We start from the raw sequence: 25577 nt of genomic DNA, 5'->3' as shown, positions 1-25577 counted from the left end.
TCATAGACCCGGAAATTCATCAGATATCGGTGAAAATCTGGGCTGCTGGAGCTTTACATGACCGCCGCGATCTGCAGACGCCGTGGCGCCGGCGCTGTGCGACGGTCAGGCCGATCATATGATCATCGCGGTGCCGGGCATGGTTCGGTCATCGCCCGGAGTGGCCCCGTCGTGGCCTGGCCCGTGCGGGTCGCCCGGGTCGGCCGGCAATACCCTGAGCCGGGGTGGCAATCGCCAGTTGCGGGAGGGTTGTGTGAGCAGGCCGGTGACTTTCGATCGTCCAGCCTTGGGCCGGGCCGCGCCGCCGATCGTCCCGCCAGCCGGCAATTCCTCGGATTCGGGGACTTCGGGGCCGCTGAGTGGGCTGGGTCGGCGGCTGTCGAGTGCCGTCACCCGGTGGCACGCCCGGGCGGTCGCGCGGCTCACCGGGGCGCCGGCGGCCGTCCGCGCCGAGCAGTTCTTCGCCGACCAGGGCCGGGTGATCGCCGTGCTGCTTCTTCTCTCGGTGACCGGCTCGCTGGCCGTGGCTGCCGGGCCGTTCATCGTGCGGCGGCTCGTCGACGACGCGCTGCCCACCGGGAAGGTCGGCGACCTGGTTCCGCCGGTATTGATGCTCTGCGGTCTGTTGGTGTTCGAGTCGGCGGTGCTCGCGGCGCGGATGAAACTGATCGCGCGGCTCGGCGGGCTGCTGACGGTGCGGATCAGGCAGGCGGTGAACTCCCACCTGCAGCGACTGCCATTCTCGTTCTTCCCCCGCGCCCAGCAGGGCGAGGTGATGACCGTGCTGTCCACCGACGTCGTGGACGCGCAGAACGCCGTCTCGGCCACCACCCAGGCGGTGGTCTGCCGAGCCGCGGACATCGTCGTCGGCCTTGTGGTCATCTTCACGCTGGACTGGCGGCTGAGCCTCGCGGTGATGGTGTTCGCCCCGGCCACCCTCCTGATCATTCGGGGTGGCCGGCGCCGGCTCGGCGCGCTGTCCGCCCGCCGGCGCGACCTCGACGGCACGCTGATGGCCCGGGCCGCCGACACGGCGTCGGTCTCCGGGGCGCTGCACGTCCGGCTCTTCGACCGGGCTGGCTACGAGGAGGAGCGCTTCGGCGCCGCGGCCGAGGAGGTGCTCGCGGCCTCCGAGGAGGAGGCGCGGCTGACCTCGCGCGTCCGCCTCCTCGTGAACCTCGGGCTGGTCGCCACGATGATGGTGGTCGTCACGCTCGGGGCGGCGCTCGTCTCCAGCGGCCAGACGTCGCTCGGCACGGTCGCGGCGCTCGGCGGCGCCCTGCTGGTCTCGTTCGGGCCGCTGTCGACCGCCGTCAGCCTGCGTTCCGAGCTCGCCAGCGCCGGCGCCTCATTCACCCGGATCTTCGTCCTGCTGGACACCCCCACCGACCTTCCGTCGGGCAGCGGCCCGCGACGGCCCGCGACGGCCCGGACCTCCCGGCCGCTGTCGCCGGCCCCGGCCGCCGTGCCTGGCGCGCGTCCGTCCGGCGGTGTCGCGCTCGCCCTCGGCGGCGGCGTCGAGCTCGCGCTGGACGACGCCTGGTTCTCCTACGACCTCGCCGACTCCCGCGGCCGCGGGACCTCGCCTGGCCCCGCGGCGGAAGCCGGCACCGGCACCGGCACCGGCACCGGCGCTGGGGCCGGTGAGCCGGAGTGGAGCCTGCGGGGGGTCAGCCTGCGGGTGGCCCCTGGCACGACGGCGGCCGTCGTCGGCGCCAGCGGCGCCGGGAAGACGACGATCACCTACCTGGTCGCCGGCCTGTACCGGCCCCAACGCGGCACGGTGCGCCTGGGCGGCGTGCCGCTGGCCGATCTGGCTCCCACCGAGCTGCACCGCGTCGTCGGCGTTGTTCCGCAGGACCCGCACCTGTTCCACGAAACGATCGCCGCGAACCTGCGTTATGGCCGGCTGGACGCGACCGACGACGAACTGCGCGCCGCGTTGGAGGCAGCCTGTCTCGGCACGCTGCTCGAGCGGCTGCCCGACGGACTCGCCACCAGGGTGGGCGCGCGCGGCTACCGGCTTTCCGGCGGCGAGCGCCAGCGGCTGGCAATCGCCAGGGTGCTGCTTCAGTCCCCGGAAGTCCTGGTCCTCGACGAGGCGACGTCCGCGCTCGACAGCGTCTCCGAGCTGGCGGTGCGCGAGGCCCTCGAGGCGCTGTCGGTCGGTCGCACCACCCTGGTCATCGCGCACCGGCTCTCCACGGTGCGCGACGCCGACCGGATCTACGTCCTCGACCACGGCCAGGTCGTCGAGGACGGCACCCATGACGCCCTGCTCGCCGACGACGGTGCCTACGCGCGCCTCTACCGACCGGCGTCCGCATAAGGCGGATCGGCTCGGAGGTCGCTGGCGCGACCGCTCGCCGATCCGCCTGTCGGGCGCTAGGGCGCCCTCCTGGCCTGGCTTCGGGGTGGCCTGTACGGCCGGGGCTGATGTGGCACGGACTCGAGGTGGTGGTCGCGTCGGCGGTGCGCCGAGACGCTGTCACTGGACGCGGTTGCGCCACGCTGACGAGTCACGAGGCCGAGGTGCGCCTCGATCCGGACGTGAGAAACGTCCCTATACCGGTTCAGGCTCGGGGGTCCCTGGCGCGGGCTCCGTGTATGGGGACGGCTCGTGCGGGGCGGGCGGCAGGTCATCCGGGTCGTCGGGCAGCAGTGGACCGGGATCGTCCGGGATGGGCATGTCGGGGTCCAACGGCGGCGGCGGAGCGTCCGGCCGCGGCCGGACCGTCCGCGGATGGGAGACCCACGGGACGTCCGGCCGGCCTGGCCGAGCGAGAAATCGTGTCTCCGCCTGCGCGCACATGAGATCCGCTCTACCCGTCGCATCGGTGCTGAAACACCCAGTCTCACCGGGAACACCCTGTCCCAGCAAGCCTCCGTCCCCAGGCCCGATTGACCATCCTGTTGGGCCGCTCGCCCACCCAGCGGCCTTGGCTCTACGGTGGCCAGGTGCATGCGGTCACGATGAAAAGCCCAGGCGGCCCCGAGGTCCTCGAGTGGCATGAGGTGGAAGACCCGGCCGGCCCTGGGCCGGGCGAGGTCGCCATCGAGGTGGTCGCCACCGCCGTCAACCGGGCTGACCTGATTCAACGACAGGGCTTCTATGCGCCGCCACCCGGCGCGTCGGACATTCTGGGTCTCGAGTGCTCCGGCCGGGTCGCGGCCCTCGGGCCCGGCGTCGAGGGCTGGGCGGTCGGCGACGAGGTGTGCGCTCTGCTCGCCGGCGGGGGGTATGCGACCAGGGTCGTCGTGCCCGCCGGGCAGGTGCTGCCGGTGCCCGACGGCGTGGACCTGGTCACGGCCGGCGGGCTGCCCGAGGTCACGTCGACCGTCTACTCGACGGTGTTCCAGCGGGCGGCGCTCGCCGACGGCGAGACGTTCCTGGTGCACGGCGGCGCTTCCGGGATCGGCACGTTCGCCATCCAGGCGGTGCGGGCTCTGCGGCCAAAGGCGTTCATCGCGACCACCGCCGGTACGCCGGACAAGCTCGCGCGCTGCCGCGAGCTCGGCGCCGACGTCGCGATCTCCTACCGGGACGACGACTTCGTCGCCCGGGTGAAGGACGCCACCGGTGGGCGCGGTGCCGACGTCATCCTCGACAACATGGGCGCGAAGTACCTCGCCCGCAACGTCGACGTGCTCGCGCCCGACGGCCGGCTGGTGGTGATCGGTCTGCAGGGCGGGATCAAGGCCGAGCTGAACCTGTCGGCCCTGCTGGTCAAGCGGGGCGCCGTCCATGCGATGTCGTTGCGACACCGGCCGGCGGAGCAGAAGGCGACGATCGTGGCCGGGGTACGCGCCGAGGTGTGGCCGGCGTTCGCGGCGGGTTCGGTCCGCCCGGTCATCGACCGGGTGCTTCCCTTGCCCGACGCCGCCGAGGCTCACCGCGTCGTCGAATCCCTCGGCCACGTCGGCAAGGTCCTGTTGACCACACCGACAGCCTGACCAGGCGTTCCCCCAGGGACTCTGGTGGCCAGGCGGAACCGGCTCCCGGTCGGACAGCCCGGAGCCGTACCGGTAAGGCTCAACGGGATCGGAGCCGAACCCGCCGACAGGTGGGATGGCTGGGTCGAGAGGGCAGGATGGTGAACATGACAAATCAGCCGGAACAGCGAGTGGTGATCGTGGGGCCGGATGGCCAGCTGCATGAGTCGCCGGACGGGCTCCAGGCCGGAGCTGGCCGCGGACGCCAGGGAGATGGCGACGAGGAGAACGTCGACGGTGCGTCCGTCCGCTCCGCGCTCTCCTCGATGGTCTCGCAGCCGGACAAGGTCATGCGGATCGGCACCATGATCAAGCAGCTGTTGGAGGAGGTTCGTGCCGCGCCGCTGGACGAGGCCAGCCGAGTGCGGCTGCGCGAGATCCACCGCAGCTCGATCCGCGAGCTGTCCGAGGGGCTCGCGCCGGAGCTGAAGGACGAGCTCGACCGGCTCACGCTGCCGTTCGAGGAGAACCACACCCCGAGCGACGGCGAGCTGCGGATCGCGCAGGCCCAGCTGGTCGGCTGGCTTGAGGGCCTGTTCCACGGCCTGCAGACGGCGCTGTTCGCGCAGCAGATGGCCGCGCGCGCCCAGCTCGAGGAGATGCGCCGCCGCGCCCTCCCCAGCGGCCAGCCCCGAGAGGAAGGCTTCGGCGGCGGCACCTACCTCTAGCCCACCGGGCCGTCTTCTGGTGAGCTGTCACCGCGACCCAGCCACCGCTGGCGACAGCGCATTGGCGCACTGCCAACCCGACCACATCCCGACCCCGCCCCACGGCGGCCCCGGCCATACACCTCAGCCCCGGATCCAGGCGGGAGGGCGCCCTAGGCGCCCGACACGAGGCTGGCGCGTCCAGCGTCCAGACTCATCAGCTGGCGGGGCTGACAGAGCTCATGTTGAAGTCGGGGATGCGGAGTGCCGGCATTCGGCTCAGCTTGAACCAGTCGGCCCATTCGCGGCCCAGGGTGCGGGTCGTCGCACCGATCTCGGCGATGCGGCCGAGCATGCTGACCGGGGACTCGTTGAACCGGAAGTTGTTCACGACCCCGACGACCTCGCCGTTCTCGACGAGGTAGACGCCGTCTCTGGTCAGCCCGGTCAGGAGAAGGACCTCCGGATCCACCTCCCGGATGTACCACAGGCAGGTGAGCAGCAGGCCGCGCCTGGTCGAGGCGACCATCTCGTCCAGCGTGGCCGTGCCGCCGCCGTCCATCGTCAGGTTGTCGACGAACGGCGTGGGGGTCGTGCTGGCGGCGCGGGCGGAGGCGCGGGTATGTACTAGCGCGGCGAGCTTGCCGTCCTCGAACCAGTCCGTCCGCCCGAGCGCGAGCCCGTTGTCGAACACGCTCGACGTCGCCGACGAGTGGCCGGAAAAGACAAATGGCGCGCAGGACAGGTCGGGATCGGCCGGGTCGCTGGACAGCCGCAGCCCGCTCGGGCCGAAGGCCTCCCCGAGCCGGGTGCCACCGCCAGCACGGCTGAAGACTGTTCGTCCCTCGGCAGCGTCCCGTCCAGCGGCCGACCAGTAGGCGTCGAGGATCAGGTCCGAGACGGCCGACGGCGGCAGCAGCGTCTCGTACCTGCCCGCGGGGAGCTCGATGGAGCGGCCACACCAGCCCAGGCGGCGGCGCAGCTCGGCATCGGTCGCGGCGACGTCGACGTCCGTGAAGTCGTGCGTCGACTGGCCATGCCAGACCGAGCCGCCAGGCTGCCCGTTCTTGGCGTTCCACTCGACGGAGCCGGTCGGCTGGCTGTGCCGCAGCCGCACCCCGGTCGACGTGCCGAGCCAGGTGGTCGTCACGTCGTGCTCGGCGAAGCCGTAGAGCGCTCGGCCCTCTCCCCGGGCCGCCCGCAGCGCCTCGCCGAGATCGGCGGCGAACGCCGAGAACACCGCCGTCGACGTGTGCCGCGCGGGCTCGTCGAAGGCGCCGTCGCCCGGCCTGGCGATCGCGGCTCCCGGCCGGCCGGGGGCGAGCAGCTCCGCGTAGTCCTCCGCCTCGTCGGAGTCCTTCGCCGCGGCCTCCGACGCCCGGACGAGTTCGGCGAGTTTGTCGACGGCGACGCCCTCGGCCGAGCCGGAGTCGATCGAGCTCACCGAGCGCACCCCGAACGAGCGGCCGATGATGCTGATCACGGTGACCGAGCGGTCGCGGGTGGCCCCGTTGGTCGTCAGCGTGTTGTTCGCCCAGCGCAGGTTCACGTCGCTCGACTCGCTGGCGATGACCACGCAGCCATCGGCCCGCGATGCGGCGAGCGCCCGCTCCACGATCTCGTGGGACGCCTCGGTCACCAGAGTCCTCCCGTATACGTTCCCAGCGGGCGATGAGCCCGGGTCAATGCGGCACCCGTCGACCGACCGTCAGGGCGCGAACCGGCGGATGGCGGGGGTCGCTCACCGGCCAGCCTCGTGGCGGGTGTTGAGGATGTTGATGCCGCGGAACAGCGTCGTCGGGGCGCCGTGGCTGACGGCGGCGACCTGGCCGGGCTGGCCCTTGCCGCAGTTGAACGCCCCGCCGAGCTGGTAGGTCTGCTCACCGCCGAGGCCGTCCAGGGCGCCCCAGAAGTCGGTCGTCGTCGCCTGGTAGGCGACGTCGCGCAGCTGGCCGACGATGCGTCCCTTGCGGATCTCGTAGAAGCGCTGCCCGGTGAACTGGAAGTTGTAGCGCTGCATGTCGATCGACCAGCTCTTGTCGCCGACGATGTAGATCCCGCGGTCGACCCCGCCGATCAGTTCCGCGGTCGAGGGCCCGCCGGGCGTCGGCGCGAGCGAGACGTTGGCCATCCGCTGGATCGGTACGTGCCCCGGCGAGTCGGCGAACGCGCAGCCGTTGGACCGGGTGACACCGAGCCGGGCGGCGTTCGCCGCCGCCATCCGCCGGTCGAGCTGGTAGCCGACGAGCGTGCCGGCACGGACGATGTCCCAACGGCTGGTCGCCACACCCTCGTCGTCGTAGCCGATGGTCGCGAGGCCGTGCGGGGCGGTCCGGTCGCCGGTGATGTTCATCAGCTGCGAGCCGTAGCGCAGGGCGCCCAGCTTGTCCAGAGTGGCGAACGATGTGCCGGCGTAGGCGGCCTCGTAGCCGAGCGCCCGGTCGAGCTCGGTGGCGTGCCCGACGGACTCGTGGATCGTGAGCCACAGGTTCGACGGGTCGATCACCAGGTCATAGCGTCCCGGCTCGACCGACGACGCCTTCGCCTTCTCCGCCAGCAGGCCCGGGACCGTCTCGATCTCGGCGTCCCAGTCCCAGCAGCCGGCGGCCGGCCCCGAGACCAGCCACTCCCAGCCCCGGCCCGCCGGGGGAGCGATGGTGCGCATGGTCTCGAAACCGCCAGCCGGATCGACCCGGGTCGCCTCCAGCTGGCAGATCACCCGTACCCGCTGCTGCGCCGTCGAGGTGCCGGCCAGGTCCGCGTAGTACTTGTTTTCTTGGACCTCGTTGAAGTGGCCATCGACATGGTCGACGTTGGGGGAGCCGAGCAGCGTCCGGCACAGCCCGCCGATCCGGTCGACCTTCTCCCGCGCGTCGATCGCGAACGGGTTCACCGCATAGGCGGACACCCAGGCGGCGTCGGCGTGCACCGCCTCGTCGGCGAGCTCGATCGGCTCCGAGTTCAGTGGCCGGGCGACCTTGGCGATCTCGACGGCTTCGCGGGCGACGCGGACGGCCTCGTCGACGGTGAGGTCCACGCCGGCGGCGAAGCCCCAGGTCCCCTCGTGCACGACCCGGACCGCGAAGCCGACGGTGGAGCCGTCGTGGCTGCTCTCCAGATTGCCGTCCCGGAACGACAGCGACCCGTCGCGCAGCCGCTCGACGCGGATGTCGGCGTGGCTCGCGCCGAGGTCGCGGGCCGTCTGGAGGGCCGCGTCGGTGAGCGCCGCGCGTGGCAGGGCGAGAAACTCGGGGTCGACGTCGTGGGGCGGCGTCGCGGGCCCTCCCGGCGAGGCGGCAATCGACATGCCCCCATCCTGGACCGTGCACGTCATGCCGCGTGCGTCGGGACGCGGATTGCTGGACCTGGCCTTGCCCGCGCGTGGAAGTACCGCGCGTATGTCGTCGGCACGGGCAACCGGCGACGATGTAGGAGGCGCCAGCGGGTTTGCGGGCCGCCTCGGCGCGGGCCGCCGTGCCAGGAGGCGGACAGCGGACAAACGACCGCGGGGCGGGGCGGTGGTCTCCCACCGTCCCGCCCCGCGGACCCCGGCCCGCCCCCCGATGACCGGACGAGCCGGGGCGCCTGTTCGCGGTACCTGTGTCAGGTCCGCCGCCAGACTGGTATTCGTGGCGCCGATTCTGATTCGTGGAGCAGGTCGACCGGTCATCTCGATGAGCTCTGAGCAGCGGACTGGGTGGTTCGCCGGTGCCGCCGGTCGGCATGTGGCCGACCGGCGGCGGCTCCGGCGTCTCCCTCCGGCCGTCCCCTCGTGCAGGCCGGGCAGGATTGTCGGTTAGCCCACCAAGTTGGTTGGTCAGCCCTCGATTTCAGGCGGCTGGCTCCATCGCCGTCACGGTCCCGCCGCGCGGCCGCTGTCGGGGTTGTCGCCGTGGCGGTGGCCACCTGGGCCGCGTTTGGCCAGGAGCCAGCAGCGCTCGGCCTCGCTCAGGGCTTCCGGCAACAGCCGCCGGTCTCGCGGAGGTGCGCCGAGGAACAGGTCGGTCGCGTTCGTGAAAGCCGTCAGGAAACTCTGGGTCGTCGGCGCGTGCAGGTCGATCCGGGCCGCGCTGCCCGGTCGAGGCACGACTCCGGTGACGAACTCGACCGCGAGTCGGTTCATCCGCGCCGAGTAATGGTCCGCGTCGGTTCCTGGTCGTGAGTCGGTGCTGGGCCGGTGGCGGCGGCGCCAGCCGGCCGAGTCGGGCTGTCCGCTCCAGCCGCCGTCGCCATCCGCGTCGCCGTGGTCGGCGACGTCCCATCCGGACTTCTCGGTGAGTGGAAGGTCCGGGTAGGGATCCGCGGCCATCAACTGGTCACCGCCGAGGGCGACACGGTTCAACGGGTCGGTCCCGGCCAGAGGTGGGTCATCGTCGGAGGCACCCGCGCCCTCGACGGTCCGGGCACGGGTCCGCCGCACGATGCCGGCGATGAGGAGCGCCACCAGCGCCGCGGCCAGCAGAGCCAGGACCCAGGGGAGCGGGTGCGACGATCCTTGGGATTCCGCGTTCAGCGCCCCCGCGCTGGCGGCAGAGGCCGCCTTGGAGCTGAGGCCGCCGGTAGGCGCCGTGGATGCCGGGCCCGTCCCGCCCGGCGTGTTCCCATCGGCGCCGGTCAGCCACGCGATCACGTTGGCCGCGCCAGCCAGGATCAGTGTCGGAATAGCCACGAATAGGGCCGTTCTGGCGCGGCCAAGGCAGACGGACAGGGCGGTCAGGCCGATGCCTGTGACGATCATGTCCTTCGCGGACACGCCGGATCCGAGGCCCGACAAGGTCATCTCGTGCATGAACTCTCCTTCCAACCGCGCTGTTCTCGCGGATTCCGCAGCCCCCGGTGGTTCACCTCAAGATCTTCTTGACGCCGGAGATGATCTCGATGTCACGCGATGGCGGGGTGCTGGGCTAGGTCTGCCGCGCCTCCGTTGGCTCGCCGTCGTTGCTCGATGTTAGAAATTCTGGGCCATACTCCGCCTTGCTGCAACAAGTTGGAAGAATATTTGTCAACGAGTCGATCGGTGGTCGCCCTTGCGGCACGCGCGGTACGCATCGTCCGGGCAAAGCCGGCATATAGGTCGATAGCGGCAATGTGCGCCGAACCCGCCCTGTTGCCGGAAGAATGCCGCTCATTGCCCCGATGTCACGCGGAACGTCCGGTCCGGGCTGGTTCCTGTGTTCCAATGGTGGGATCGGCAGTCTTCGTCCCTCTGGGACGTCATGCAGCGTCTGACCGTGTCCAGCGCCGGCTACGGGTCAAGACAGAAAGAGAGCCCCGCATGCTTGTACTGGCTCATGCGTCCTGTAGCACGGGCTCCTGTCACGGGGTCTGGGCTGATCCCCTGACCGGTGATCTTTACGTTGTAGGCGACCGGACCTCGGAGCCCACCCGCGGGGAGCTCGCCGTCACGACCGTGCGAGTCTCGCTGCCCATCTACGCCGAGGCGACCGCTGTACTGCGCACCGCGTCTGCCGCCGGTCGTCCTGGGGACGAGCTTCCAGCCGAGGTGCGGGCTGACGCCGCCTACGTCACCGGCCATCCCGTCATGACAACGCCGGCGAGTATCCAGGTCGCGGCGCATGAGGCCGCCATCATCGTCCGCCGGCTCGCACCTGGGCAGCTCGAGGCGCTGCACGCCGTCGGTCACGACTGACCCGGGCTGCGCCCCGCGGCCGAACACGTTCGTCCGTCCGCCAGATTTCCTTATGAACTTCCGGCATATTCGTCACGCCCGAGTCGGCCGTGACAGATAAAGGCCAATCTGGGCACGCAACGTGATCGACGGTCGAACGCCCGGGCTAGCTTCCGGTCATATCCCCTGGCCTCAGGACCTCCTGCCGTCGACTGCTGACGGCAGGTGAACACGCCGTTGGCCCACAAACCGCCCCGGCCCGCGTCTCCCGTCGAGCGACCGGGTACGCTTCCCGCGCGCGACTGAGACTATTCGCGATCTTCGGCGCGCCGACCCGCGCCATTCGCCGAGATATTCCGACATATTTGCCGGTTGGCGCGTCCGGGTGTAGGTTTCGAGCCAGGTGAGAGGGACGTGCGATGCGGCTAAAGCCTGTGGTGAGTGTGTGCTCATCCGGAAGTTGCCCAACCGTCTACGCGGCGGACGATGACACGGACGATGACACGCTGATCGTGCAGGGCTACATCCCGCCGCAGCACCTCGCTATGGATGTGCCGGTGGGCGAGGGACGAGTCGTCATCCCGCGGGAGCTGCTCGGTGAGGCCGCGCGTCGTTTGCTCGCGGCGTCCGAGCCGCCGGTGGCGCAGCAGTAGCGGCCCGAGCTCGGACCCGAGCGGGGAGGGGAGCATGGACGACGAGCGACGTGTCCGCCATGACTCTCCGGAGACGCTGGGTGAGGCGCTCGCGCGGCTGCGCCGGGAGCGCGACCTGACAGGAGTCGAGGTCGCCAAACGATCCGGCGTGAGTCAGGGGCAGATTTCCAAGATTGAGAACTCCCGGGTGACACCGACTCCCGCGGACGTCCGCAAGCTTGCTACTGCGCTGGAGCTGCCGAGCACGGAGGCGACGGACCTCGTCGAGCGGGCGCGCTCCATGCACACTGTCGCGGTTAGGGAGCGGTCCGGTCGGCGCCGCGGCGCCCACCGGACCGCTCCCGCGCCGGCTCCGCAGATCCATCAGGAGGACCTTTTCCAGCTCGAGGCCCGTGTCCGGTCCGTACGGGCGTTCGAGCCCGTCCTCGTGCCAGGGCTTCTGCAGACCAGCGAATATGCCCGGCGTGTGCTCAACCGATACTTCGGCGTGTACCTCGGCGACGACCAACGTGTCTGGCCGGACACAGCCGCGATGGTCGGCACGCGGCTTCAGCGCCAGGAACGGCTCTACGACACCACGAAGAAGTTCGACTTCATCATCTTGGAGCAGGTCTTCGAGTACCGCTTCGGGCGGGCGAGCTGGCCGGTGACGATGGCCGCGCAGCTCCAGCGGATCGAGGCTGCCTGCGACCTGCCAAACGTCTCGATCAGGGTCATCCCGCGAGACACCGACCTGCCGTTCCCCCCGCTCGCCATGTTCCAGGTGTTCGACGACGAGGCCGTGCTGGTCGAGTCGACGATCGGTTTCCTCTACCGCGACCAGTCGAACATCGACATGTACTCCCGGGTGTTCGAGAGGTACCGGGAGGTCAGCACCGAGGACGTGCTGCCGATCATCAAGCGGTACAAGGCGGAGTACCTGGAGGCGAGCGCTCAGGTCGCCAGGTTCGAGTCTGACCAGAGCGCGCCCGGCCACTCCGACCAGTGACGAGAAGGCGGGTATCCGGTAGGTCGACTCCCGATTGGTCCCTGGAGCTGGGCCAACTGTGCCAGAAGGCGTGCTCCTGACTGTGCAGTAATATCAGCCGAGTGTCCTGACGAGATCACGCGGGCCTGATGGGCTGGTGTCGGGGCCGGGCCCGCCCGTCTTCATCGTCGGCCGGGCCCGGCTGTCCGTCCGTTCCCGGGCGGTCAGTTATCCGTAGCGGTTGCTCTCCTGGTCGCCGAGACTGACCGGGACGGCAGTCGTCGCTGATGCCGACCGCCGGCTACCTGTCCGCTGGGCGGGCAGGTCCCGCCGCCGGGCGGTGTGGACCGGCCGCCATTTGGGCTCCTCGGCACGCAGGTCCGCCCGGACGATTGTCTTCCGTCGGAGGTCGTCGGACAGGACCTGCGAGTGCTCCTCCACGCGGCGCACCGCTTTGACGAGATCGGACCTGGAAGTCGTCCGGCCCAGCTCCTGGAGAATGTTGGCCGCGTTCAGCAGCGCCGCCGCCATCTCGTGCGCCTGTTCCGAGCCGATGTCCAGCCGGGGCGGCCGGCCCTGGCACGGAGCGACGGACCGGACATACTCCCTGGCGCACCAGCACAGGCGGAACTCCAATTGTCGGGAGTTGGTTCCGGTCGCGGTGGCGTAGAAGTCGATCAGTCGAGGTAGGCGACTGTGTCCTGCCGGGCCTCGCTGGCCGGGCGGCTGGCTGCCGGGAGACCCGGCCGAGGCGCTGGTGGAGCCGGCCAGCGCGGCCGTACCCCGCTTGTGTACTACCAAGGATTCCGTGGTTAGAGCCCCCGCGCGCGACATATTCCGACGCACCTCCTGCTTGCAGGGCCACCTACCGGTAGGTCGGTGAGGCCATGAGCAAAAGGTAACTGACTGCGGAGGCTCTCACAAGGCCTATAGGAGAATCTAGTCCATGATCCCTATCATAGAGGGCTAGTAGGAATACTCTAGTCTCCCAGGGGTCATCGCCCGCTCGGTGGTTGGATGCACGAGCCAGGATGGATGGAGCGACGTCATGAGGACCGTGGTCGCGGTGGCGTGGACGGGCACAGACCGTGACCCGGCACGGTGGGCCAGGACCAGCGTGGGCCTGGGCGGGGTGCGGGGTGGTGTCTCAGGCTGGTTCGCCGCGGTCCGCGGCGGCCGCCGCGAGGAACAGCTCGCGGGTGATCTCGACCAGCACCTCGCCCTCCGAGGTCGGTACACCTGCCTCGGCCGCGTCGAGACCGGATCCCTGGATGACGACGGTGCCGCGGTCGGTGAAGTACACCTGGGGGCAGGCGCCGGTATTACACGCCGGCGTGGCTGGGGTCAGCTGCATCGAGGCAACCCTCTCTGTGCGTGCCCCGTACCCCCTGCGCGCACGTCGTCGTCCGGCGGGCTCGGCCAGTCGGGGGTCGCCCCACCGGCCGACGGGACCTTTTACGTCATTTGAACATGACCGTGACGTCAACGCCCCATGGTTTGGGCGGCCAACGGGAGACGGTCATCGACCCGCCACACCTCATCGCGATCCGGTCATCGACCGGCCGTTCGCCCTATCGAGGGCCAACCACGACCCGAAACCCCTTTTATCGATGATCCGTATGGGCGTTCCGTGGGGGACGGCCGCTCCGCCCGGCCCCTCCAGCCGAGGTCGACGCGCTGGTCAGGCGGCGTCCGGCTAGTATTCAGCCCCGAGGTCGATCACCATGCCTCCTCAAGATCGCTATTATCCAATCTGTCATATTCCGGGCGAGCCCAATTGATGTGGGGTCGGCCCGGAGAGGAAAGTAGGAGCGATGGAGCTCGTACCCCTGGCGGCGACCGCCTGCGCCGCGGCCAACTGCCCGACCGTGTTCAGCGCCGCTGACGGGTCCCTGGTCGTGCAGGGATACGTCGTGCCGGCGCAGGCGGACGTGCCAGCCGGTGAGGCGCGGGTGCGGATCCCTCGGGAGCTTCTGCTCCAGGCCGCGCGCGAGCTGCCGGAGTGGAGCTAGCCGACCGGCGGAGAATGCCGCGTCGGCTCGAACGGAGGTGACTGGGCGCTATGACGGAGGACGTTCGCTTCAGGCCGGACGCTCTCGACTTGAGCCAGCCCTCGGGGGACGTCGGCGCGGCGCTCGCTACTCTGCGCCACCAGAAGGGGATCACCGGCGAGGCGCTGGGACTGCTCGTCGGCTTCTCCCAGGCGAAGATTTCCAAGATCGAACGGGGTGCGCTGCGAGCATCCCCAAAGGACGCCGAAAAGATCGCGGCCGCGCTGGACGCGTCGGCCGATCTGGTGGCCAAGCTGGTCGAATGGGCCGAGCAGGCATACGGGGATGGCGCGAACAGGCGCGCGCCGACCCGGCGCGGCACCGCCAGCCAGCAAGAGGTCTTCGCTGAGGAAGGGACCGCGGCCCACGTCCGTGAGTTCCAGCCCATCGCGGTACCCGGCCTGCTCCAGATCAGTGAATATGCCCGCCGCGTGATCAACGGCTACCACGCCATCATGACGACCGATCCGAGCGCGTTGTGGGCCGAGACCGCGACGATGGTGTCGCTGCGGATCCAGCGACAGGAACGGTTGTACGACCCGAGCAAGACCTTCGAGTTCCTGCTCATGGAGGCCGTGCTCGCCAACCGGTTCGCCTCGCCCGGTTCCATGCTTGCGCAGGTCGACCGGATCGAGCAGGTCTCCCGGCTGCCTAACGTGACGATCCGGATCGTCCCGCAGACCGCGGAACTCGGGCTCCCGCCACTGCACGGGTTCCAGCTGTTCGATGACGACATGGTGATCACGGAGGCGGTCGACTCGACGATCTTCCGTGATCGTCGGTCGGTCGAGTTCTACACGCACTTCTACAACGCCTACGTCGAGCGCACCGTTACGGACCTGACGCCGATCCTCGAGCACTACAAGGCGCTGTACGCCTCGCTCGCGCTTCCGAAGGACGACTGACGCCGGTCGCGGACAGGGCACCCAGCGGGCGACGCATGCCCCTGGCACTAGAATCTCTATAAATCGACAAGCATCCATCCAACGGCCATGCATTCTGTGGCTTTGGCCATCATCCCAAGATCACTCGGTATTCCCACCGGTTCGGGCTCGATCGGTGGTGATGCCACCCGAGCGAGAAGGGAGGTGAGATGTGATGCCCAATCCGCGTTGGCGGGCAGAGGAGGCACTAGCTAACTCCATCGCCTGGCTTACGCTGTCCGCCGCAGTGGTCCGGTCGACCGGCCACGAGGAGGCTGCCGTCTTGGCAGACCTCCTCGCGGCCAGCCTCATGGTCGTTGCACCGGAGTGGTTCCGAGGCCAGCCTCCGCGCTTCTGACCAGGTAGGGCGCCCCTGGGCTGGAAACAGCCCAGGGGACGTCCGGTTCTACAGTAGCGCCAACCCGAACGCCGACCCTTGCCCGGGGACCGTATGTCCATGAGTTCTCGGTGAGGGTGATTTTACCCGAAAACCGCCTTCGCCGCATATGTCGATCTACCCGGCTAGGGGAACAGTCGTTCCAGGACGAGGGCCACGCCGTCGTTGTCGTTGGAGGCGGTGATCTCGTCGGCGGCGGCTAGGACATCGGGGTGGGCGTTGGCGACGGCGACCGCGTAACCGGCCCAAGCGAGCATGGGCAGGTCGTTGAGCATGTCGCCGAAGGCGACGACGTCGGCGGCGGTCACGCCGCGGGTGGCGGCGACCTGGGCGAGCGCGACCGCCTTGGAGACACCAGCGCCGGCAATCTCGACCAACGTCTCGGTCGAGCGCGTGACCATAGCCTCGGTGCCGGCGAGGGCGACAATCTTCTCGTACATATCGGCAAGCGACTCTCCGCCGCGGCGCACCAACAACTTGGCCGGGGGCAACGTGAGGAGCAGCTCGGCGACGTCGGCGACGACTTCGTCCGGATCGGGCCACATCGTTCGGAAAAGCGGTTCGCGCCCGAATTTGATCCCGCTTTCGACAGCGAATGCTGCCTCCGGCACGATCTCGCGGATCGCCAACGCCAGCCGGAGGGCGGCGGCCGGGTCCAGTCCGCGCTGGTCGATCATGACCTCGGCGTCGAGGTCATAGACGAGCGCCCCGTTCGCGCAGACGGCGATGCCGGCGACCGAGGTCTGCGCGACGACGTCCGCCATCACCCGAATCGGCCGCCCCGTCACGAACACGACCGTCCCGCCATGCTCGCGGACCCGGCGCAGCGCGCGGCGGGTGCGCTCCGACACCGTGCCGTCCGACCGGATCAGCGTTCCATCCAGATCAGTGGCAACTATCGCGGGAGGGGACACAGCGACCCAGTCAACCAGTGCGAGGCCCCATGCACCATGGCTGGTGCCGGATCACCGACACTGATCGACACCGATCGGGCCGTCGAGGCGGATCACTCGTGGCCTTCGTCCAACCACAAGATCTTTATGGTTGTGAGTCGGTGTGTGAACGAATCGCGCATGCCCCAACTGGGCCGATGCGGTTCCGCGGCTGGGTGGGCCCCCGCTGGTCATGCCCGACGGACGACCGCGCCGCGGCGGGCATCTCCCGGGCCGTTGAGGTCCTGGTCGACGAGATCGTGCCGGCGGCTGCGAGGTGGAGCGCGACGCGGCGGTTGGTCGGTTGGTCGGTCGGCCGGCCGGACCGCCGCGATCAGGCAACAGGAGGTTCTCGCCGAGGAGGGGAGCGCCAGACGGCCGGGCTCGGCGGAGCTGACGGGTGCTGGTTCCGCGGAACCGTTGTCGCGATCGGCCGCTTGGCGGCCCGCACCCGGCGGATGGGCTCCGTCCGTTTCGCGGCGTGTCCACGAGCCAGGCGTTGGGCTGACCCACGCCCGGTCGAGCGGGTCCGCCACCAGACCGGAATCCACCGGCGCGCCACGATGGATCATGGCTGTGGCCTGGATGGGCTCCGTCCGTTTCGCGGCGTGTCCACGAGCCAGGCGTTGGGCTGACCCACGCCCGGTCGAGCGGGTCCGCCAGCCAGACCGGAATCCACCGGCGCGCGATGGATCATGGCTGTGGCCTGGGGCGATGCCGAAAACTGTCGGACGTGGGTGCGAGGATCGTGATGTTTCTGGCCCACTGTCCCCTGGCTGGTGATCGCGATGACAGTAGTCGAGTCCGAGGCTGTGTCCCCGTCGTCGGTGGACGCCGAGAAGGCGCCGCTCGCGGTGTTGGAAGGCGAGATCGTCGCCTGGGCTGGTCGGCTGGCAGCGGCGACGTGTGACTGGTTGGTGTTGCTGGCGATTTTCGACCGGCGGGACGGGTGGCGGGGACAGGGATTCGCGTCCTGCGCGCACTGGGCGGCCTGGCGGTGCGGGCTGGCGGTGCGCACGGCGCGAGAGCATCTGGCGGTCGGGCACGCCTTGGCGAGCCTCCCGGCAGTACGGACCGCGTTCGAGGCGGGGCGGCTGTCGTATTCCAAGGTCCGCGCGGTGGCCAGGGTAGCGGAGCCCGCGAGCGAGGCGTCGTGGCTGAAGCACGCGTTGTGCTGCACGGCAGCCCAGCTGGAACGCCTGGCGGCGACCTATGAGCGGCTGGCCGGAGATCACGCGGGGCAGCGGGCCGGTAGGCGGGTGTCCTGGCGGACTGATCGGGACGGGATGTTGCGCCTAACCGCCGTCCTGCCGGCCGACGAGGGCGCGCAGTTGGTCGCGGCGATCGACGCGGCACGTGCCGGCCTGGACGACACCACACCGGTGCCCGGGCCAGATGAGCCGGACCGGGTGCCAGCGGACGGGGAAATCATGGCGGCCCCGCGGGACCGGCGATCGGACGCGGATGCGCTGGTTGCGCTGGCTGCCGGGTTTCTGCACAGGCCCGCGCCTGGTCTGATGTCGCTGCCGCACACAGTCACCGTCCACGTGGACGTCGGGACGTTGCTGGGCGCTGGCCCGCCGGGGACGGGCATCGGCGCTTCGGACCATGCCGGCACCGCGGGAGCACGAACGCCCGACCCCGAAGACCGCCGCGGGTCCGAGGCAGCAAACGCGCCCGAGGAAGCGAGGAGAACGGACGCGGCGGTCGGCACCGATGAGGCTGGCCGTCCCGATCGCACCGCCAGAGCGTGCCAGACTGACGGCGAGCCAGCCGGACCAGGCCAGCTGCCTGACCGGGTCCGGCGGGGGCTGTTCCGGGCGGATCTTGAACCGGGAGTCGGCCTGGCCGCGCCGGTGCTGCGCCGGCTGGGCTGTGACGGGATGCTGCGGGCCCTGCTGTCCGACGCCGAGGGCAATCCGCTGCACCTGGGCCGGCGGCGCCGGTTTCCCAACCAGCGATTGCGCGATGCGGTCTATGCCCGCGACCACGCGACCTGCCAGTACCCGGGCTGCGAGCACACCCGCTGGCTGCAATGCCATCATCTCGCGGAATGGGTCGCTGACCAGGGCGAGACCGACATCGACCTGCTCACCGTGCTGTGCACGGCCCATCACCACGCGGTCCACGATGAAGGCATCACCCTTGAGCGTGCTGTCGACGGGGTGCTCATCGCGATCCTGGCCGACGGCCGGGTACTGCGCCCCGCGCCGCCTGTCGACGCCGGCCCTCGGCCCGTCGAGACCCTGGCCGCAGTGACCGGCCATGTCGGCGAGGCCGCGATCGCGACCCGCCATGGTGGCCGGCTTCACCTCGCCGATTCGATGCTCGTCCTTACCCAACACCGCTGGAACCAGGTCGGTCAGAGCCAGATGACCGTGGAGACCGTCCGTACGCCGTCCACGGCCGGAACCAACGAGAACAAGCGCTGCGTCCGACCGGCCGAGGCTTCGCCGGTCGGGCCGACGGGCCCGCCGGCGCCATCGTTCGACCACCACGACCAGCGGCGCCTGGTTCCGCGGTCGCGGAGGTCTACTCGCTCGCGACGTCGCCGCATCGAAGATCACACATGAGGCCCGCGGGAGAGGACAGCCAGCGGTGCCGGAGAACATCCTTCGGTGCCGGAGAACATCCTTGGTCGTAGTTAGGGAGGGCAGGGTCATCGGATGGACGCGGCGCGGCGGACCGGCGCGCGCGGGCCGGATAACGCCGCTGCGTACGGAGATCGTGGCGGGCGAGTGGCCGGGCGTCGCCAGGTAACATGCGGTTCATGAGGTCTGTCGACGCCCGAGGCCGGCGCGCGTGCCGCCACGCGGGCACGAGGACCATTCCAGGGGTCCGCCCATCGTGAAGACCTTTGACGAGCTGTACGGCGAGCTCTCCGCGAAGTGGCAGCAGAAGGTGCCGGGGTCCGGGTCCGTGGCCGCCCTTGAGGCGGGTGTGCACCACATCGGCAAGAAGCTGGTCGAGGAAGCCGCGGAGAGCTGGATGGCGGCGGAGCATGAGAGCCGTGAGCGAGCCGCCGAGGAGCTCTCCCAGCTGGTCTACTGGATTCAGCTCATGATGATCTCGCGGGGTCTCACCCCGGCAGACGTCTACTTCCATCTGTAGCCCGCGCCTCGGGGCTCGCGTGCCCTTGAAGCGGCGCGGGCGTTGACCGTGCGCGGGACGATGCCGCGCGCCTCGAAGAGCCCTGTGAGCCCCCGACCCGCTGTGAGCCCGACCCGCCGTGAGTTCCGGACCCCGCCACGGCCAGCCTCGATGGAATGATCATGCTGCGTATCGCGGTACCGAACAAGGGCGCGCTCTCCGCCGCCTCCAGCCAACTGCTCTGCGACGCCGGTTACCTGGCGAAGCGCGAGGGCGCCGACCTTGTCGTCGCCGACCTTGAGAACGACATCGAGTTCTTCTTCCTGCGGCCGCGCGACATCGCCGTCTACGTCGGCTCCGGGCGGCTGGATGTCGGTATTACCGGCCGTGACCTCCTGCAGGACAGCGGCGTCGCCGCGCTGGAGCTGGTCGCGCTCGACTTCGGGCACTCGTCGTTTCACTACGCGGCGCCGAAGGGCGCCATCACCGACGTGGCCCAGTTGGATGGGGCCAGGATCGCGACCTCGTTCCCCGAGCTCGTCCGCACCGACTTCGCGGCCCGCGGCCTGCGGGCCGAGGTCGTCACCCTCGACGGCGCGGTCGAAACAGCCGTGCGTCTGGGCGTCGCCGATGCCATCGCCGACGTCGTCGAGACCGGCCGCACGCTGCGCGCCGCGGGCCTCGAGCTCATCGGTGAGTCGGTGATGCAGTCGCAGGCCATCATGATTGCCAAGCAGGGCACGGAACTCTCGCCGTCGCACGAGAAGCTGCTGCGCCGTGTGCAGGGTGTCCTGGTCGCCCGCCAGTACGTGATGATGGACTACGACGCGCCGGTCGTGGTGCTCGAGAAGGCCTGCGAGATCACGCCGGGCTACGAGTCGCCGACGATCTCGCCGCTGCAGCGCGAGGGGTGGGTCGCGGTGCGGGCGATGGTGCCGAAGGACGAGGTCAACCGGACGATGGATGACCTGTGGGAGCTGGGCGCCCGCGGCATTCTCGTGTCCGCCATCCAGGCCTGCCGCCTGTAGCGACTGCCGCCTGTCGCGACGCCTGGGCGGAGTGCAGGCGTGCCGTCGTGCCGAGAACGGCGGCGGGGCCCGGGGCAAGCGCCCCGGGCCCCGCCGCCGTCGGTCGGGTAGCTGCCGCTAGCGGTGGCTGAGGATGAGCGACATGCCTTCGCTCCGGGTCGCCGGGCTCAGGAACTGCCCCCGGACCGCGGATGTCACCGTGCAGGCGCCCGGCTTGCGCACACCGCGCATGGACATGCACAGGTGCTCCGCCTCGATGATCACCATCACGCCGCGTGGCTTGAGCACGTCGACCAGCGCGTCGGCGACCTGCGAGGTCAGACGCTCCTGCACCTGCGGGCGGCGCGCGAACAGGTCGACGAGCCGGGCAAGCTTGGACAGCCCGGTGATCTGGCCGTTCTCGTTCGGGATGTAGGCGACATGCGCCTTGCCCGAGAAAACGACCAGGTGGTGCTCGCACAGCGACGAGAAGTCGATGTCGCGTACCAGCACCATCTCGTCGTGGCCCTCGTCGAAGACCGTGGTCAGCACGTCGGCCGGGTCCCGGCCCAGGCCCTCGACCGCCTCGGCATAGGCCCGGGCGACCCGGTCCGGCGTCTTACGTAGCCCTTCGCGGTCCGGGTCCTCCCCGATACCGATCAGCAGTTCACGCACGGCCGCGGCGACCCTGGCGTGGTCGAACGGGCGTACTCGGCCGTTGCCGGCGCGGAAGGCCGCGACGGCGGCGCCAGAACCTGACCTGGTTTCCGTCTCTGATCCGTCCACCCCGTCCGCCAGCTCAGCGGACGTGTCGAGGTGGGCGGACAGGACCGCCTGGTCGGTTTCGGACGTCAACGGTGTTTCCTTTCGTCGTCATTCGGCCACACCGGCGGCGCCCACGGGTTGGAGATCCGCGGAGCGTCCGGCGGGGGTGCGCCTGGCGGACCGGCTGGCCCGGTGGGGGCGGTTGGGCCGCCCATCGGGCTGGCACCGGGGCCCGAGCCAGGGTCGTGATGGCCCTGGCCGGGGTCGGTGACCGGACCCGCCCCCGCCGGCTGGGTCAGCCCCTGGGAGCCGTTCCCGTTGCCGCCGTTCGCATCGTGACCGCCACCGGCCGAGCGTGCTCCGCCGTTGTCGCGTGGCCTCTGGCCGGGGTGGCCGTTGCCCCCGCCGTGGACGAGGTCGGCCACGTCCGTGGTGACGAGGCCCAGCTCGGCGGGGGTCCGCACGGGTGGACGGTCCGACGGTACCCGCCGGCCGACGCCCGTGTAGTAGCCGCGGATCGGCCGCTTCTGGACGGTGGCGAAGGTCTCCAGCACGTCGTCCTTGCTGAGGGTCTCGGTGTCCATCAGCCGAAGCACGAGGGCGTCCAGCTCGTCGCGGTAGGTGTTGAGCACCTCCCACGCCTCGTCGTGCGCGGCCTCGATGAGCTTGCGCACCTCGCTGTCGATCTCGCCGGCGACGGCCTCCGAGTAGTCGCGCTGGTGGCCGACCTCGCGGCCGAGGAACACCTCACCCGACTCGGCGCCGAACTTCAGCGCGCCGAGCTTGTCGCTCATGCCGTACTGGGTGACCATCGCGCGGGCGATCTGGGTCGCCTTCTCGATGTCGTCGCTCGCGCCGGTGGTCGGCTCGCGGAAGACCAGCTCCTCCGCCGTCCGGCCGCCTAGCAGCACGGCCAGCTTGTCCAGCATCTCCGAACGGGTGGACAGGTACTTGTCCTCCAGCGGGAGCTGCATCGTGTAGCCGAGAGCCCGGCCGCGCGGCAGAATCGTGATCTTGTGAACCGGGTCGGAGTTCGGCAGCGCGTGCGCCACCAGGGCGTGCCCACCCTCGTGGTAGGCGATGCGCTTCTTCTCCCTGTCGCTTATCGCCCGGGTCTTGCGTTCCGGGCCGGCGAGCACGCGGTCGATGGACTCCTCGAGCAGCGCCGAGGAGATCACCTTCTGGTCGGCGCGGGCGGCGAGCAGCGCCGCCTCGTTGAGCACGTTCGCCAGGTCCGCGCCGGTGAAGCCGGGGGTGCGCCGGGCGATGACGAGCAGGTCGACGTCCGCGCCGATCGGCTTGCCCTTGGCATGCACCTTGAGAATCGCCTCGCGGCCCTGCAGGTCCGGGCGGTCGACGACGATCTGACGGTCGAAGCGGCCCGGGCGCAGCAGCGCCGGGTCGAGGATGTCCGGCCGGTTCGTCGCGGCGATGAGGATCACACCGCCCTTGACGTCGAAGCCGTCCATCTCGACGAGCAGCTGGTTGAGGGTCTGCTCCCGCTCGTCGTGGCCACCGCCCAGGCCGGCGCCGCGGTGGCGGCCGACCGCGTCGATCTCGTCGACGAAGATGATCGCGGGCGCGTTCGCCTTGGCCTGCTCGAACAGGTCGCGGACGCGGCTCGCGCCGACGCCGACGAACATCTCGACGAAGTCGGAACCCGAGATCGAGTAGAACGGCACCCCCGCCTCGCCGGCGACGGCGCGGGCCAGCAGCGTCTTGCCTGTGCCCGGCGGGCCGTAGAGCAGCACGCCCTTGGGGATCTTCGCGCCTATCGCCTGGAACTTTCCAGGGTTCTCCAGGAACTCCTTGATCTCCTCGAGCTCCTCGAGGGCCTCGTCGGCACCGGCGACGTCCGCGAACGTCGTCTTCGGCGTGTCCTTGCTGACCAGCTTGGCCTTGGACTTGCCGAAGTTCATGACGCGGTTGCCGCCGCCCTGCATCTGGTTCATCAGGAACAGGAACAGCGCGACCACGAGGACCAGTGGCAACAGGTTGAGCAGCAGGGAGACCAGGACGTTGCTGCGTTCGACCTTGACCTCGTACGCGACGTTCTTGTCATTGAGAGAGTCCGCGAGGTAGCGGCCCTGGTTCGTGACGTAGGACGACTCGTACTTCTTGTTGTCCTTGGTCGTGATCTGGATGATCTGCTTGGAGTCCTGGATCGTGGCCTTCTCGACCTGGCTAGCCGCGATCTTGGCCTGGATGAAGTGCAGGTTCTCCTTGGAGTACTCCTTGGGGCCCGACAGGACGTTCGTCGTCAGGAAGATCACAAGGAGGACCAGGAGAGCCAGGACCACCCAGCCACGGAAGATTCTTCTTGGAGTCATCTGCCTGGAGCGCGGGACACGCGCACTCCGCCCTCCTGACGTGTGTTCTGCCCTCGATCGGGGATTCCCTTGTGCCGAGGGTACCGCCGGCACGCACCTCTCACTCGTGCGTACACGTGAGCAACGGTTCGCCGCGCCACCGTGTTCCGGGGTGCTGGGCGCCCCGGTCCGCCTCCTGGTCGTCCGACGTCGTCCAACGTGGTGAGGCGTAACGGTACGGAGTGGGCAGTTGGCTCGCCGTCAGATGCGGGGGCCGCGAGCGATGGCTTCTGGGGTGAGGGTTCCCACGAACGGCAGGGTCCGGTAGTGCTCGCCATAGTCGAGGCCATAGCCGACCACAAAGGCACTCGGGATGTCGAAACCGACATAGCGGACATCGACGTCGACCGTGATGGCTTCCGGCTTACGGAACAACGCGAGCACCTCGAGTGACGCCGGGTGCCGCGACCGCAGGTTCTTCAGCAGCCAGGACAGTGTCAGCCCCGAGTCGATGATGTCCTCGACGACGAGCACGTCCCGGCCCTCGATCGAGCGGTCGAGGTCCTTGAGGATGCGAACGACGCCGCTTGACGACGTCGCCGAGCCATAGGACGACACGGCCATGAACTCCATGGTCACGGGAGTACGCAGCGCGCGTGACAGGTCGGCCATCACCATCACGGCGCCCTTGAGCACCCCGACAAGCAGCAGCTCTCGGCCGGCGTAGTCCGCGTCGACCCGGGCCGCGAGCGCGTCAATGCGCTGCGCGATCTCGTCGGCGCTGACCAGCACCTCACCGATGTCGCCGGCGAGCGCGGGCGCGACCCCCGGCATCGTCGTCACGGTCGCCTGGATCGATGTGACCTCCCCGTCGCCCTCGCCCAGGGTCTCTTCAGGCCTCCGGGCGCGCGACGGAGAAGCATCATCGCGCACCCTTTGGCCAAGGCGGGCGTTGTCGAAGTCGGGCATGCTCACCCCAGCGTGGCTCACCTGCGGGCCCTCCTCGGCGTCTGGCCGGCCGGCGCCGCGCCGGCGCGGCGATGACCGCGGATCCGCCGGCGTGGGGCCGGCGCCTCGCGAGTCCCCATCCGCCGTCCCGCGGCGCCCGGACCCGGTCCTACCAGGTCCGACCAAGGCAATCCTGTCACCTCGGCGGCGGGCGGTGACGCCCGACGGGAGTGGCACAGGCTGCTGACCACGCCAACGCGTCACCAGCGCCTCCATCGCCCAGACGTGCTCGGCGCGCAACGCCGACGCGGACGCCCCGAGCGTCAGCGCGGCCCGCCGCAGCACCCGGGTGCGCAGCGCGCTCGGCAGCGCGCCGAGCGTGTTGACGTCGAGATCGAGACCGGCCGGGAGACCGGCGCCGGGCGGGACGTCCGCGATGCCGGTGAGCTGGGCGTAGGCGTCGTCGGCGAGCGCGTCCAGCGCCTCGGCGTCCGCGCGCAGCAGGTCGGCGCTGCGCGCCAGCGCCTCGGCGATGCCCGGCCCCAGCTGCTCCTCCAGCGCCGGCAGCAGGCTGTGCCGGACCCGGGCGCGCGCGAACGCCTCGTCGGCGTTTGTCGGGTCGTCCCATGGCTCGAAGGCCTCGGCGCGGCAGGCCGTCCTGGTGTGGTCCCTGCGCAGGCCCAGGAGCGGCCGGCGCACCAGCCCGTCGCGCGGGCTCATCGCCCCGAGCGTTCGGGCGCCGGAACCGCGGGCGAGCCGCAGCAGTACGGTCTCGGCCTGGTCGTCGAGAGTGTGGCCGAGCAGCAACGCGGCGCCACCCAGCCGTTCGGTGGCGGCGAACAGCGCCGCCCTGCGGGCATCGCGCGCCGCGCCCTCCGAGCGTGCGGAGTGCGCGGTCAGCACCTCCACCGGGTCGAGCCGTAACGCCCTGCCCTGCCGCGCGACCTCCTCGGCCCGGGCGGCCGACGCCGGATCCCAGCCATGGTCGACGGTCAGCAGGCCGGCGCGCAGCGCCCGTCGCGGCGCGACGAACGCCGTCGCGGCCGCGAGCGCCAACGAGTCAGGGCCGCCCGAGCAGGCGACGAGCACCAGCGCGCCCGGCGGCAGGTCCGCGACGGCATGCCGCACCGCCAGCCGCACCGCCGCCACCGCCGGCGCGGGCGATCCGGTTGGGTACATCCGCTGTTCCGAGCTGGTTACCACAGCCCCCGTCGCTCACGTCTGGCATTGACCACTCCGAGACCACTCCGAGCCAAGCGGGACTAG

At 70.2% G+C, this 25577-nt stretch carries 20 protein-coding genes; 11 read left to right on the top strand and 9 right to left on the bottom strand.

Translation table 11 applies throughout. The features are described 5' to 3' along the window. The first annotated feature begins 355 nt into the window (after positions 1-355). The 3 genes from BCD48_RS32495 to BCD48_RS32485 all read left to right on the top strand — a co-directional run bounded on the left by BCD48_RS32495 (position 356) and on the right by BCD48_RS32485 (position 4661). A complete protein-coding gene (locus BCD48_RS32495; RefSeq protein ID WP_071052241.1) occupies positions 356-2329 on the top strand; it encodes an ABC transporter ATP-binding protein in 1974 nt (657 codons plus the stop codon). Between the two features lie 629 nt (positions 2330-2958). Further along, a complete protein-coding gene (locus BCD48_RS32490; protein WP_071052196.1) occupies positions 2959-3954 on the top strand; it encodes an NAD(P)H-quinone oxidoreductase in 996 nt (331 codons plus the stop codon). Positions 3955-4100: 146 nt separating this feature from the next. After that, positions 4101-4661 carry a bacterial proteasome activator family protein gene (locus BCD48_RS32485; protein ID WP_071052240.1) on the top strand — a complete coding sequence of 187 codons (561 nt, stop codon included), beginning with the start codon at positions 4101-4103 and terminating at the stop codon, positions 4659-4661. A 196-nt stretch (positions 4662-4857) separates the two neighbouring features. On the opposite strand, the gene BCD48_RS32480 is transcribed toward BCD48_RS32485, so the two are convergent. From BCD48_RS32480 to BCD48_RS32470, 3 genes are all read right to left on the bottom strand, one after another. Further along, positions 4858-6279, bottom strand: coding sequence for a metallopeptidase TldD-related protein (locus BCD48_RS32480; protein WP_071052195.1), 1422 nt, complete (start codon positions 6277-6279; stop codon positions 4858-4860). Between the two features lie 102 nt (positions 6280-6381). After that, a complete protein-coding gene (locus BCD48_RS32475) occupies positions 6382-7947 on the bottom strand; it encodes a TldD/PmbA family protein (RefSeq protein WP_071052194.1) in 1566 nt (521 codons plus the stop codon). A gap of 546 nt (positions 7948-8493) precedes the next feature. Then, positions 8494-9429 carry a hypothetical protein gene (locus tag BCD48_RS32470; protein ID WP_071052193.1) on the bottom strand — a complete coding sequence of 312 codons (936 nt, stop codon included), beginning with the start codon at positions 9427-9429 and terminating at the stop codon, positions 8494-8496. Positions 9430-9915: 486 nt separating this feature from the next. Between BCD48_RS32470 and BCD48_RS50865 the strand changes: the two genes are divergently transcribed. The 3 genes from BCD48_RS50865 to BCD48_RS32455 all read left to right on the top strand — a co-directional run bounded on the left by BCD48_RS50865 (position 9916) and on the right by BCD48_RS32455 (position 11910). Then, positions 9916-10290 carry a hypothetical protein gene (locus BCD48_RS50865; RefSeq protein WP_131804138.1) on the top strand — a complete coding sequence of 125 codons (375 nt, stop codon included), beginning with the start codon at positions 9916-9918 and terminating at the stop codon, positions 10288-10290. Between the two features lie 398 nt (positions 10291-10688). Beyond that, on the top strand, positions 10689-10922 hold the full coding sequence (locus BCD48_RS32460) for a hypothetical protein (protein WP_071052191.1): 234 nt from the start codon (positions 10689-10691) through the stop codon (positions 10920-10922). Between the two features lie 34 nt (positions 10923-10956). Beyond that, positions 10957-11910, top strand: a complete 954-nt coding sequence (locus BCD48_RS32455; RefSeq protein WP_157910593.1) for a helix-turn-helix domain-containing protein — start codon at positions 10957-10959, stop codon at positions 11908-11910. A gap of 207 nt (positions 11911-12117) precedes the next feature. Here BCD48_RS32455 and BCD48_RS32450 read toward each other — a convergent pair whose 3' ends face one another. Both BCD48_RS32450 and BCD48_RS32445 read right to left on the bottom strand, forming a co-directional pair. After that, a complete protein-coding gene (locus tag BCD48_RS32450) occupies positions 12118-12690 on the bottom strand; it encodes a hypothetical protein (protein WP_131804137.1) in 573 nt (190 codons plus the stop codon). A gap of 346 nt (positions 12691-13036) precedes the next feature. After that, a complete protein-coding gene (locus BCD48_RS32445; RefSeq protein ID WP_071052189.1) occupies positions 13037-13243 on the bottom strand; it encodes a hypothetical protein in 207 nt (68 codons plus the stop codon). Positions 13244-13703: 460 nt separating this feature from the next. On the opposite strand from BCD48_RS32445, the gene BCD48_RS32440 reads away from it, so the two are divergent. Beyond that, complete coding sequence (locus BCD48_RS32440) at positions 13704-13901, top strand: hypothetical protein (protein ID WP_071052188.1); 198 nt, start codon at positions 13704-13706, stop codon at positions 13899-13901. 50 nt (positions 13902-13951) lie between these two features. Continuing rightward, positions 13952-14845, top strand: coding sequence for a helix-turn-helix domain-containing protein (locus tag BCD48_RS32435; protein ID WP_071052187.1), 894 nt, complete (start codon positions 13952-13954; stop codon positions 14843-14845). Between the two features lie 540 nt (positions 14846-15385). Here the strand turns inward: BCD48_RS32435 and BCD48_RS32430 are convergent. Next, positions 15386-16174, bottom strand: a complete 789-nt coding sequence (locus BCD48_RS32430) for an HAD family hydrolase (protein ID WP_071052186.1) — start codon at positions 16172-16174, stop codon at positions 15386-15388. 806 nt (positions 16175-16980) lie between these two features. On the opposite strand from BCD48_RS32430, the gene BCD48_RS32425 reads away from it, so the two are divergent. The 3 genes from BCD48_RS32425 to hisG all read left to right on the top strand — a co-directional run bounded on the left by BCD48_RS32425 (position 16981) and on the right by hisG (position 20310). Next, on the top strand, positions 16981-18765 hold the full coding sequence (locus tag BCD48_RS32425; RefSeq protein ID WP_083419547.1) for an HNH endonuclease: 1785 nt from the start codon (positions 16981-16983) through the stop codon (positions 18763-18765). A gap of 274 nt (positions 18766-19039) precedes the next feature. Next, the gene (locus BCD48_RS32420) at positions 19040-19303 is read left to right on the top strand and encodes a phosphoribosyl-ATP diphosphatase (RefSeq protein ID WP_071052184.1); all 264 of its coding nucleotides are present in this window, start codon (positions 19040-19042) and stop codon (positions 19301-19303) included. Between the two features lie 161 nt (positions 19304-19464). Then, positions 19465-20310: an ATP phosphoribosyltransferase gene (gene hisG / locus BCD48_RS32415; protein ID WP_071052238.1), complete on the top strand. Its 846-nt coding sequence runs from the start codon at positions 19465-19467 to the stop codon at positions 20308-20310. 117 nt (positions 20311-20427) lie between these two features. Here the strand turns inward: hisG and folE are convergent, their stop codons facing one another. The 3 genes from folE to hpt all read right to left on the bottom strand — a co-directional run bounded on the left by folE (position 20428) and on the right by hpt (position 25490). Further along, positions 20428-21144, bottom strand: a complete 717-nt coding sequence (folE, locus tag BCD48_RS32410; protein WP_071052183.1) for a GTP cyclohydrolase I FolE — start codon at positions 21142-21144, stop codon at positions 20428-20430. After that, positions 21141-23384 carry an ATP-dependent zinc metalloprotease FtsH gene (gene ftsH / locus BCD48_RS32405; protein WP_071052182.1) on the bottom strand — a complete coding sequence of 748 codons (2244 nt, stop codon included), beginning with the start codon at positions 23382-23384 and terminating at the stop codon, positions 21141-21143. Before ftsH ends, folE begins: the two co-directional genes overlap by 4 nt. 240 nt (positions 23385-23624) lie before the next feature. Next, positions 23625-25490 carry a hypoxanthine phosphoribosyltransferase gene (gene hpt / locus BCD48_RS32400; protein ID WP_071052181.1) on the bottom strand — a complete coding sequence of 622 codons (1866 nt, stop codon included), beginning with the start codon at positions 25488-25490 and terminating at the stop codon, positions 23625-23627. Positions 25491-25577: the final 87 nt, after the last annotated feature.

It is taken from the genome of Pseudofrankia coriaricola (assembly GCF_001854805.1).
Lineage (GTDB): Bacteria > Actinomycetota > Actinomycetes > Frankiales > Frankiaceae > Pseudofrankia.
The sequence above is the reverse complement of the archived record's forward strand: the minus strand, read 5'-3'. Positions and strand labels throughout refer to the sequence as shown.